The sequence below is a fragment of the Phocaeicola sp. GP0067 genome, from assembly GCF_031119655.1.
GTDB lineage: Bacteria > Bacteroidota > Bacteroidia > Bacteroidales > Bacteroidaceae > Phocaeicola > Phocaeicola vulgatus.
Map to the genome: position 1 here is coordinate 45944 of NZ_JAVHZY010000029.1, position 11175 is coordinate 57118.

Below are 11175 nucleotides of genomic sequence, written 5' to 3' on the forward strand. Positions count from 1 at the left end.
GGATGCCATACTACTATTCAATGCGAATTTCAAGACTTATGCAAACCATGTTATTCAGAAACTTTTTTAATTTTCTTTTTTCAAGTTTTATCATCTTCCGGTTTTGCCGCCGGTCTTTTTATCTATTTTCTTTCGTCTTTTCTCTTTCCGGTGCTTCTCTTCCCCTCACTCTGCCTCATTTACTTTTCTTCTCTACAAATTATAAGAACACGCACGTTTGTGAGGAAAAAAGACCTGGTTCTGCCGCGTCTGCGTCTGAAGTATTCCTCCGCTCTCTCCCTTTTTTTATCCTTCCTTTCTTCGCTTTTCCGCTCTTACTCTCAATTTTATTTCCTATCTTTGTCCGATAAATAAAAAATAGCTCATGACTTCAAACAAAATTTTACTAATATGCCTGGCCTTCATTGCATTGACTGCATGCAACGCCGGCTCGAAAAGACAAACAAATCATCATATGGAAAATGAAAAGCGTACCTTGGTAAAACTGGAAACCACCATGGGAAATATCACAGTGGCCCTGTATAATGAAACGCCGAAACATCGTGATAACTTTATCAAACTGGTAAAAGAAGGAGTATATGACAGTACATTGTTCCACCGGGTTATCAAACAATTCATGATCCAAGCTGGCGATCCGGACAGCAAAAACGCATCGGATACTGCCATGCTGGGCAGCGGTGATGTGGGTTACACCATTCCCGCTGAGTTCAATCCGAAATTCTTCCACAAGAAAGGAGTATTGGCGGCAGCACGCCAGGGTGATGATGTGAACCCCGAAAAGGCTTCATCGGGTTGCCAGTTCTATATTGTTACCGGACGCAAGTTCACCGAACCGCAATTGCTGGGCATGGAGAACAAAATAAACGAACAGCGTGAAGAAGCTCTGTTCGACAGTCTGGCACGCCAGCACATGAAGGAAATATACAAGATGCGCAAGGCAGGAGACAATGCCGGGTTACTGGAATTACAGGACACCTTGGAAGCCCAAGCCCGTGAGCTGGCGGACAAAGAAGAGAAATTCCGCTTCACCCCCGAACAGATCAAAGCATACAGCACCATAGGCGGCGCTCCCCACCTGGACGGTTCTTATACCGTATTCGGTGAAGTAACCGAAGGTATGGAAGTAGTGGACAATATTGAAATAGCAAAAACGAACCGCGCAGACCGCCCTATAGAGAATATCCGGATTCTCAAGGCAAGTATTCAGTAATTTGCGACTCAGATGATTAACATTAACCGATACACCTTGTCCAACGGGCTGCGTGTGATACACAATGAGGACAATACGACTCAGATGGTGGCACTGAACCTATTGTACGATGTGGGCGCACGCGATGAAGATCCTGATCATACCGGATTCGCCCATCTGTTTGAGCACCTGATGTTCGGAGGCTCCATCCATGTGCCCGACTATGACACTCCGGTACAAAATGCCGGAGGCGAAAACAACGCATGGACAAATAATGACATAACCAATTATTACATCACCCTCCCTCGTCAGAATGTGGAAACCGGATTCTGGCTGGAGAGTGACCGTATGTTGTCCCTCGACTTTAACCCGCGCAGTCTGGAAGTGCAACGGCAAGTGGTAATCGAAGAGTTCAAACAGCGGAACCTGAACCAGCCATACGGAGACGCCTCACATCTGCTACGCGCCCTAGCTTATAAGGTGCATCCGTACCAGTGGCCTACCATCGGTAAAGAAATCAGCCACATAGCCAATGCCACCCTTGAAGAGGTGAAAGCCTTTTTCTTTAAATATTATGCACCGGACAACGCCATTCTGGCTGTAACGGGACATATTACTTTTGAAGAGACAGTGACATTGGCTGAAAAGTGGTTCGGCCCTATCCCGCGCCGCAACGTAGCCCCCCGCTCACTGCCGGCAGAACCCCGGCAAACGGAGGAACGCCGACTGACAGTAGAGCGGAACGTGCCTGTAGACGCGCTCTTTATGGCATTCCATATCTGTGAACGACGCCATCCCGACTACTATGCTTTTGATATGCTAAGCGACTTGCTGAGCAGCGGACGTTCCTGCCGTCTGGTGCAGCATCTGGTACAAGAGAAACAGGTATTCAACAGTATCGACGCCTATATATCGGGCAGCATTGACGAGGGATTGTTCCATATCACCGGCAAACCCGCCCCAGGCGTCACGCTGGAAGCTGCCGAAGCTGCCGTATGGCAGGAACTGAAGGCATTGACGGAAGAAAGTGTGGATGAAGACGAGCTGGAAAAAGTAAAGAACCGCTATGAAAGTGAACAGATATTCAATAACCTGAATTACCTGAATGTGGCTACCAATCTGGCTTATTTTGAACTGACCGGCAAAGCGGAAGATATTAACAATGAAGTAAACAAATATCGCTCGGTCACTGCCGGCCAGATAAAAGAAGCTGCACAAAAAACATTTGTGCGAGAAAATTGTTCCACACTCTACTATAAAAGTAATTTGCCGACCTGATAATGTGCTAATTTGCCAACTGGCTGCGCCATGCGGAACACAGCGCAGCCAGTTGGCAAATTAGCATATTGGCACATTAGCAATTTATTAACCATGCAACATTACAAAGCACTTTTCACTTTAGGTATCCCTATCGTTATCGGCCAGATAGGTGTCATCATTTTGGGTTTTGCCGATACATTGATGATAGGCCATCACAGCACGAATGAATTAGCCGCCGCCAGTTTTGTCAACAATATGTTTACTTTGGCCATTATTTTCGCTACCGGATTCTCATACGGGCTGACTCCTATCGTAGGGAGTCTGTTCGGACGAGGAGAAACCCATGTAGTGGGACGAATGCTGAAGAACAGCCTGTTTGCCAACACACTGCTGGCCGTATTGCTCACACTCATCATGTGGATACTTTATCTGAATATCCACCGACTGGGGCAACCCGAAGAACTGCTGCCTTTAATGCGTCCCTACTTCATCGTTTTACTGATATCCTTGTTGTTTGTACTGCTTTTCAACGGTTTCAAGCAATTTGCCGACGGCATAACCGATACCCGCGTTTCCATGTGGATCTTATTGACAGGAAATGTAATGAACATTATCGGCAACTATATTCTGATTTACGGTAAACTGGGAATGCCCGAAATGGGATTGCTGGGAGCGGGAATTTCCACATTGGCCTCCCGTATCATGATGGTGATCGTGTTCGCCGTCATTTTTTTCTGTACCCGACGTTATCATATTTATAAAGAAGGCTTTCTACACAATACGCTCAACCGGGCAGACTTCCTGCACCTGAACAAACTGGGATGGCCCATTGCCATGCAGATGGGAATGGAAACTGCTTCGTTCAGTCTCAGTGCCATTATGGTGGGATGGATCGGGACTACTGCTCTGGCGGCCCACCAAGTGATGCTCGCCATTTCCCAAATCTGCTTTATGATGTATTATGGCATGGGAGCAGCCGTTGCCGTGCGGGTTAGCAACTTCCGCGGACAGAATGACCGGATGAACGTCAGGCGCTCTGCATACGCCGGATTCCATATCATGCTGCTCATCGCACTGATAGGCGCCCTGCCCATCTTCCTGCTGCGTAACGAACTGGGAGGATGGTTCAGCGACAGTCCGGCGGTCAGCGTAATGGTAGCACAACTTATCATTCCGTTCATCATCTACCAGTTTGGTGATGGTTTACAGATAAATTTCGCCAATGCCCTTCGTGGAATCGCAGATGTGAAACCCATGATGTATATCGCATTCATCGCCTATTTCCTTATCTCCCTGCCGGCCGGCTATTTTTTCGGTTTCATCATGGATTGGGGAATCATAGGAATATGGATGGCATTTCCTTTCGGACTGACTACAGCCGGAATACTCTATTACCTGCGCTTTAACCGTGATACGAAATAAAAATAAAACCACCATGAGCCTGCCCAACCGTTCCACCAAGCTGAAAGTTGCATTCGGCTATATTCTGCTGACTGCACTGCTCTTTATATCTATCGGATATATCTATCAAGAAATGAAGTCACTGTCCGGAACCGGTGATGATGAAGCCATCCTGAGCCAACGGCGCCATGTCACCAACCAAATTATCGGCCAGCTCTATCAGGCGGAAGTCATCGGACAATCACTCAGTACGGGACAAATAGAACAATACTACCGATACCAACGAGCCATGAAACAAGCCACCACGGCACTTGACTCCCTACGCACGTTGCTGACAGACAGCATACAACTGGCGCGACTGGATACCGTAGGAATGCTTTTCATGGATAAAGAACGGAATATGCGCAACCTGCTGAAAGCAATTCAGGACGGTGGGACAGATATACTTTACAAACAGCATATAGACGAACTGATCGCCCAGCAAGATTCCTTGCTCAGCCTTCCCCATGTACGAAAAAAAGTAATCACACACACCAATTCTTATATTATTCGTAAAAAGCCCAAAAGCTTCTTCAAACGTTTGGGAGAAGTGTTCTCGCCCGGAAAAGCAGATTCCACACAGGTCAACAATGTGATTCAGGAAGAATATACCGATACGCTGACCGAGGCATACAGTCCGGCAGATACTGTGGTCACCATGTTGAAAAACATACAGAGCCGAGTAACCGATACCCAACAAGAACGTATGGAAATGGTCAATCGCCGCACCCAGTCCCTGCGCCTCAGCGGCTTGAAACTAAGTCAGAAAGTCAATCAGCTATTAAGTACTATAGAGGAGGAAGAGCAAGCTTTGGCCCAAAACAAACATATACAAGAGGAATATATTCGCCAAAGCTCTATCCGCACAGTGGCGGGAATCGCCATTGTCGCTGTGGTTCTGGCTATTTTCTTTCTGGTCCTGATATGGAGAGACATCACTCGCAGCAACCACTACCGCCGAGAACTGGAAAAAGCCAAACGTCGCGCCGAAGACTTATTGGCGGCGCGTGAAAAACTAATGCTGACCATCACCCACGATATCAAAGCTCCCGTGGGTTCCATCTTGGGCTATACCGACCTGCTGGAGCGGATCACTACCGAAGAACGCCAGCGTTTCTATCTGAACAATATGCAGAGTTCAGCCAATCACCTGCTCAGCCTGGTCAAATCCCTGCTGGATTACCACCGGCTGGATGCACATAAAATGGACGTCAACCAGGTATCGTTCAACCCCCACCAACTGTTCGACACCATTTATATTAGCTTCAAACCGATGGCAGACTCCAAACAGCTGGAACTGAACTATCATTGCAACGAATCATTGAACCGCGTATACATAGGAGACCCGTTCCGTATCCGCCAAATAGCGGAGAATCTGCTATCCAATGCACTGAAATTCACTAAAGAAGGAGGCATCACCCTGCGGGCAGCATTGGAAAACGGCCAATTGCATTTCAGTATCAGTGACACAGGATGCGGTATCAGCCAAGAAGAGCAACAACGTATCTTTCAGGAATTCACCCGGCTCCATAATGCACAAGGACAAGAAGGATTCGGCTTGGGACTGGCCATCACCCGTAAACTGGTGCTTCTGCTCGAAGGGGATATCAAGATAGAAAGCGAACAAGACAAAGGCAGCTGCTTCCATGTATATCTGCCTTTGCCTGAGGGTCCTTCCCATCCGGATGAAAATCTTTCCGGACCGGGAGCAGAACATACTCCTGCTTCCCCTGACGCAACCGGGATCCGGCAAACAGACACTCCACGCGAAGACAGTGAGCCGATTCACCTGATTTTAATTGACGACGACCGCATACAGTTACAGCTTACCACCGCCATGCTGGAACGCCCCGGAGTGACTGTGACCTGCTGCCATCATCCCGAAGAGCTCCTCAACCAATTGAAAGAAAAGCGCTTCGACGTCTTACTCACCGACATACAAATGCCTGCCATGAACGGATTCGACTTATTGAAAGCCATCCGCACGCTGGACACATCATGGGTGCAAACCCTGCCGGTGATCGCCCTGACCGCCCGTAGCGATATGGACGAAAATTATTTCTGTTCACATGGCTTTGCCGGTTGCCTGCACAAACCTTTCACCATAAACGAATTGTTTACAGCCATCTTCCAGGTCACAGGAAAGGATGTACCCGCCACAGGAAATCCGACTCCCCATATAGCACCGGCCAAAGAAAATCATCCCCAACAAGAGACGTTGGATTTCTCCGCCCTGACCGCCTTCTCGGAAGATGATCCGGAAGCAGCCTCAGAAATACTCCGTACCTTCATCAGCGAAACAAAAAAGAACCGAGAGTGTATGGAAGAAGCATTGGCGAAAAAGAATATGGAAGACATCACGGCAATAGCTCATAAACTGTTGCCACTGTTCACCATGCTGGGAGCTACCCGTTGCATTCCTGCACTGACATGGATGGAACAAAGACGAGGGACAACCGAAATCGGTGAAGAAGCGATAGAGAAAACAAACTTTATAATAGAAGAAATAGAAAAAGTAATTGACGAAGCAAAAAAGCAGATCGAAATACCGAATGAAGCATGAAGAATTAAGCCCTGTTAAGTTAAAAGGTATTAGAAATAGAGTCCGTGTTTCGGTACACCGTGAAAAAAGCTTATTTTTGCACGAATAAAAACCACATAAAGATGCCACATTCCATTCTGATAGTAGAAGATGACTTGACTTTTGCCACCATGTTGAAAACTTGGCTGGGTAAAAAAGGATTTTCGGTTGATACAGCAAGCAGTAATGCGCGCGCACGCAAACAACTGGATGCACAACCATACGATCTTGTTTTGTCTGATCTGCGCCTGCCTGATCAAGATGGTATCTTCTTGCTTTCATGGATGAAAGAACAGAAATATAACATCCCACTCATCATCATGACAGGCTATGCTGACATCCAAAGCGCTGTACAGGCTATAAAACATGGAGCCAGTGATTACATTTCAAAGCCGATACAACCGGATGAGTTGCTGAAGAAAATTAATGAGGCATTGCAAAACAAAGCTTTACCCACACCGGTAGGAATAGAAAAGAACACAGTCGCGCCCAAAGCATCTAAGAACAAAGCCGTTCCCCACAGTGCAACCGTTCCTCCCTCTAATTTTCTGGAGGGGGAAAGCGAGGCAGCGCGCCAACTCTACAATTATGTAGGTCTGGTAGCCCCCACCCCCATGTCCGTGCTGATAAACGGTGCTAGCGGAACAGGTAAAGAGTATGTGGCGCACCGTATTCATCAGCTAAGCAAACGGGCCGACAAGCCATTCATTGCCATAGACTGCGGTTCTATCCCCAAAGAGCTGGCAGCTTCCGAATTTTTCGGTCATGTCAAAGGCTCCTTCACAGGGGCGTTAAACGACAAAACAGGAGCATTCGTAGAAGCCAACGGAGGTACTTTGTTTCTGGATGAAATAGGCAACTTAAGTTATGAAGTACAGATACAGTTGCTCCGTGCCTTGCAGGAAAGACGTATCCGTCCGGTCGGCTCCAATAAAGAAATAGAGGTAGACGTGCGACTGGTCAGCGCTACCAATGAGAACCTGCAACAGGCCATTGAAAAAGGAAACTTCCGCGAAGATCTTTACCACCGCATCAATGAATTCACCCTTCGTATGCCGGCATTAAAAGAGCGGCAAGAAGATATCCTGCTATTCGCCAATTTCTTTTTGGATCAGGCAAACAGAGAACTGGACCGCCAGCTGATAGGGTTTGATACCGCTGCCAGCCAAGCTTTACAAACGTATTCATGGCCCGGAAACCTCCGGCAATTGAAAAATATAGTAAAACGTGCCACCCTATTGGCACAGAGCAACTTCATCACCCTTGCCGAATTAGGTTATGAGCTGCAGGAACCTATAAGGTCCGCCGGTCCGCAGACATTCAGCCTGCATGATGAAGCGGCAGAAAAGAAACGTATCCTTGAGGCATTGAAGCAAACAGGAAATAATAAAAGTAAAGCCGCCATCTTATTAGGCATAGACCGGAAAACTTTATATAACAAATTGAAGCTGTACGATATTCAATAACTTTACCAACAAGAATCTACTGTACCGTAAGGCTGTTACCCCTGCTGTTCCAGTAGGGCACAACCTTACAGTATATACCCCATTCCCCCATCGGCCATGTGGAATAATTCCACAAGATATTCCCCATATTCCACACTTTTTCCCATCTTCCTTTCATCCCAATCGAAGGCAATTTACTAAATATCAGCACTTTAAAAAACAATCCCGTTTTCTGGCACAGATATTGTTTTTCTGTTATCAGAGAAAACTAAACAACATAGTATTAACAGTAAAAACCTACAATTATGAAAAAGTTATTTGTTGCAGCAGCATTGGTAATGGGATTAGGAACATCAGCAGCATTCGCCGACAACTTTATGGTGGACTCTGTGACCGTAACTATGATAAATGACTTTACCCCTATTGAAGTGAAAGACCTTCCGGCTGCCGTGCAGGAAGCTATCACAAAGAACTATGCAGAAGCTACTATCAAAGAAGCTGCCGTAGAAGCGAACGAAGATGGAACTAAAACTTACAAGGTTGTTTTAACTGATGAAGAGGGAACTGAAAGCACTGTACTTTTCAGCGAAAGCGGAGAAGTTTTGAAGTAAATGAAAGATGCCTAAAAGTAAGAAAAGGGAATGCTGTGAAGCATTCCCTTTTTGTTTTCTATCTTTAATCCATCTCAAAGCCGTTCCACAAATTACCTTCGGGTACCGGTGCAGTCAACTGGATCATTTCCTTCGACACAGGGTGAACGAACTGTACCGTCCGAGCATGCAGGCAAATACTGCCATCCGGATTGGAACGTGGAAAGCCATATTTCAAATCACCTTTAATGGGACATCCCATCTTGGCCAACTGGCAACGAATCTGATGATGCCTTCCGGTTTTCAGATCCACCTCCAATAAATAATAATTCTGAGAATGGCCGATAAGCTTATAATGCAGTACAGCTTTCTTGGAGTTTTTTACTTCCTTATCGTATGCATAAGACTTATTCTGTTTCTCGTTACGTACCAGATAGTGTACCAGCTCACCCTCCGTTTCCTTGGGGCACTCTTTCACTATCGCCCAATAGGTCTTTTTCACCTCACCATTACGGAACATCTCATTCAGTCTGGGCAATGCCTTGCTCGTTTTGGCAAACACCACCAATCCGCTGACGGGACGATCCAAGCGGTGGGTCACCCCAATGAAAACATTGCCCGGCTTATTATATTTCTCTTTCAGGTATTGTTTCACCATCTCCGACAAAGGAGTATCACCGGTCTTGTCTCCCTGAACGATTTCAGAAGAAGTCTTATTGACTACAATAATATGATTATCCTCGTAAACAACTATCATATTACATGTTCATACCGCCGTCAACCTGGATAACCTGTCCTGATACATACGAAGACATATCAGAAGCCAAGAAAGTAGCCACATCCGCCACATCTTCAGGAGTACCTCCACGACGCAAAGGAATCTTCTTAGCCCACTCAGCTTTTACTTCGTCAGACAATTTGGCTGTCATATCCGTAATGATGAATCCCGGAGCGATGGCATTGGCACGGATACCGCGAGAACCCAATTCCTGAGCGATGGATTTAGCCAAACCGATCATACCGGCTTTTGAAGCAGAATAGTTACATTGACCGGCATTTCCGTGAACACCCACTACAGAAGCCATGTTAATAATGCTCCCACTCTTCTGACGCATCATGATCGGAGTGCATGCGTGGATAAAGTTAAAGGCAGACTTCAAGTTCACAGCGATTACCGCATCCCACTGTGCCTCACTCATACGCATCATCAAGCCATCTTTCGTGATCCCTGCATTGTTTACCAGAATATCAACAGAACCAAAATCATCCTTAATCTGATTAACCACTTTCTCAGTATCCTCAAAATTCGCAGCATTAGAAGCATAACCTTTCACCTTTACACCCAACGCAGCAATTTCTTTTTCTGTATTCTGACCGTTTTCATCAATTACCAAGTCTGTAAAAGCGATATTTGCTCCTTCGGCAGCAAACTTCAATGCAATCGCCTTACCAATACCACGAGCGGCACCTGTCACAATCGCAGTCTTTCCTGTTAATAATCCCATAATTTTTGATTTTATAATTATAAAGTTAATTTTATTCCTTATTCTGTTCTTTACGTCCCAATGCGCCATACACAATTTTTGCCACGTATGCCCATCCTGTTTCATCGTCCAGCTCCTCACCTATCTGACCACGTATATAAGGCGCTTCAATTCCCTTCACGCAATAGTGCACAATATCCGCCACGATATTCACATTGTCTATATCAAAGATTCCCTTTTCCTTTCCTTCCGTCAACACCTGCCTGAACAGCTTTGTTTCCGTTCGGTCAAAATTCTTCCGCACTGCCTCCACTCTCCATATATCACGGAAAAAACCGGCACGCAAAGTTCCGTTCCTGAACACCACCATCTTGATAGAGTCCAGATGTGTTTCTATCAGCCGCAGTATTTTCGTATCAGGAGCGATATCCTGTTCAGCCACTTTCTCCATAGCGCCCGACAGCATCTCTAACTCCGACTCCACCACTGCCATATAAATGTCTTCTTTGCTCTTGAAATACGTATAGAGCGTGCGTCTTCCTTTCTTGGAAGCCACCGCTATATCATTCATTGTCGTATCATCCACCCCATTCTTCGCAAAAAGCTGACGGGCGACGTCTACCAATTTAGCCCTAGTCTTTGATACTGCCATATAAGTTCAATTGCACATTACATATATATGTGAGCAAAATTACATTTTTTCTTTGTACCACACAAACAAATAAAGTATAATCTTAAAGTAAATGTTAATTAACATATTACATACACTCTATATATCAACACATTAGATAAAAAGATTATTTTATTTGAGAAAAAGATGCAGAAATAATTTGGAGATTAGAAAAAAAGCCGTACCTTTGCACCCGTAATCAAAACACAACATCGCGGAGTGGAGCAGTTGGTAGCTCGTTGGGCTCATAACCCAAAGGTCGTCTGTTCGAGTCAGGCCTCCGCAACTAAAAAGAGGATAAATGATTGAATCACAATCTTTTATCCTCTTTACTTTTAAAACAGTCGGACAAAAGTCGGACAAAAATAATTGAATTCATTAACGGTATACGTTTTCGGGCTCGAAAAACGTATAAAAAAATGTTTTCAGAAAGAAAAAGAGGGTCAGCGGATTTTCCGGGTTGGCAAGCTTTCTTTTAAGCGTATAGCCTAGCCAGTCTGAACATGAAGAACTTCA

At 45.6% G+C, this 11175-nt stretch carries 9 protein-coding genes and 1 tRNA gene; 7 read left to right on the plus strand and 3 right to left on the minus strand.

Features of this window, described 5'->3' with window-relative positions; genetic code table 11:
- Positions 1-364: 364 nt before the first annotated feature.
- The 6 genes from RE317_RS17655 (at position 365) to RE317_RS17680 (ending at position 8526) form a co-directional block, all read left to right on the plus strand.
- Positions 365-1210 carry a peptidylprolyl isomerase gene (locus RE317_RS17655; protein WP_005840090.1) on the plus strand — a complete coding sequence of 282 codons (846 nt, stop codon included), beginning with the start codon at positions 365-367 and terminating at the stop codon, positions 1208-1210.
- Between the two features lie 12 nt (positions 1211-1222).
- Entirely contained in the window at positions 1223-2467 is a 1245-nt protein-coding gene (locus RE317_RS17660) for a pitrilysin family protein (RefSeq protein ID WP_008667661.1), read from the plus strand.
- 93 nt (positions 2468-2560) lie between these two features.
- Entirely contained in the window at positions 2561-3871 is a 1311-nt protein-coding gene (locus RE317_RS17665; RefSeq protein ID WP_008667662.1) for an MATE family efflux transporter, read from the plus strand.
- A 13-nt stretch (positions 3872-3884) separates the two neighbouring features.
- On the plus strand, positions 3885-6452 hold the full coding sequence (locus tag RE317_RS17670) for an ATP-binding protein (protein ID WP_008667667.1): 2568 nt from the start codon (positions 3885-3887) through the stop codon (positions 6450-6452).
- Positions 6453-6553: 101 nt separating this feature from the next.
- Positions 6554-7936 (plus strand): sigma-54 dependent transcriptional regulator, encoded by a 1383-nt coding sequence (locus tag RE317_RS17675; protein WP_005852895.1) that lies wholly within the window; start codon positions 6554-6556, stop codon positions 7934-7936.
- 284 nt (positions 7937-8220) lie between these two features.
- Positions 8221-8526 (plus strand): hypothetical protein, encoded by a 306-nt coding sequence (locus RE317_RS17680; RefSeq protein WP_008667669.1) that lies wholly within the window; start codon positions 8221-8223, stop codon positions 8524-8526.
- Between the two features lie 64 nt (positions 8527-8590).
- On the opposite strand, the gene RE317_RS17685 is transcribed toward RE317_RS17680, so the two are convergent.
- The 3 genes from RE317_RS17685 to RE317_RS17695 are packed head-to-tail and all read right to left on the minus strand — an operon-like array spanning position 8591 to position 10641.
- The gene (locus RE317_RS17685) at positions 8591-9262 is read right to left on the minus strand and encodes an RluA family pseudouridine synthase (protein ID WP_005840104.1); all 672 of its coding nucleotides are present in this window, start codon (positions 9260-9262) and stop codon (positions 8591-8593) included.
- A gap of 1 nt (position 9263) precedes the next feature.
- Positions 9264-10010 carry a 3-oxoacyl-[acyl-carrier-protein] reductase gene (gene fabG / locus RE317_RS17690; RefSeq protein WP_005840106.1) on the minus strand — a complete coding sequence of 249 codons (747 nt, stop codon included), beginning with the start codon at positions 10008-10010 and terminating at the stop codon, positions 9264-9266.
- Between the two features lie 31 nt (positions 10011-10041).
- Entirely contained in the window at positions 10042-10641 is a 600-nt protein-coding gene (locus RE317_RS17695; protein ID WP_005840108.1) for a TetR/AcrR family transcriptional regulator, read from the minus strand.
- A 231-nt stretch (positions 10642-10872) separates the two neighbouring features.
- Between RE317_RS17695 and RE317_RS17700 the strand changes: the two genes are divergently transcribed.
- Positions 10873-10945 (plus strand) — tRNA-Met (locus RE317_RS17700).
- Positions 10946-11175 lie beyond the last annotated feature (230 nt).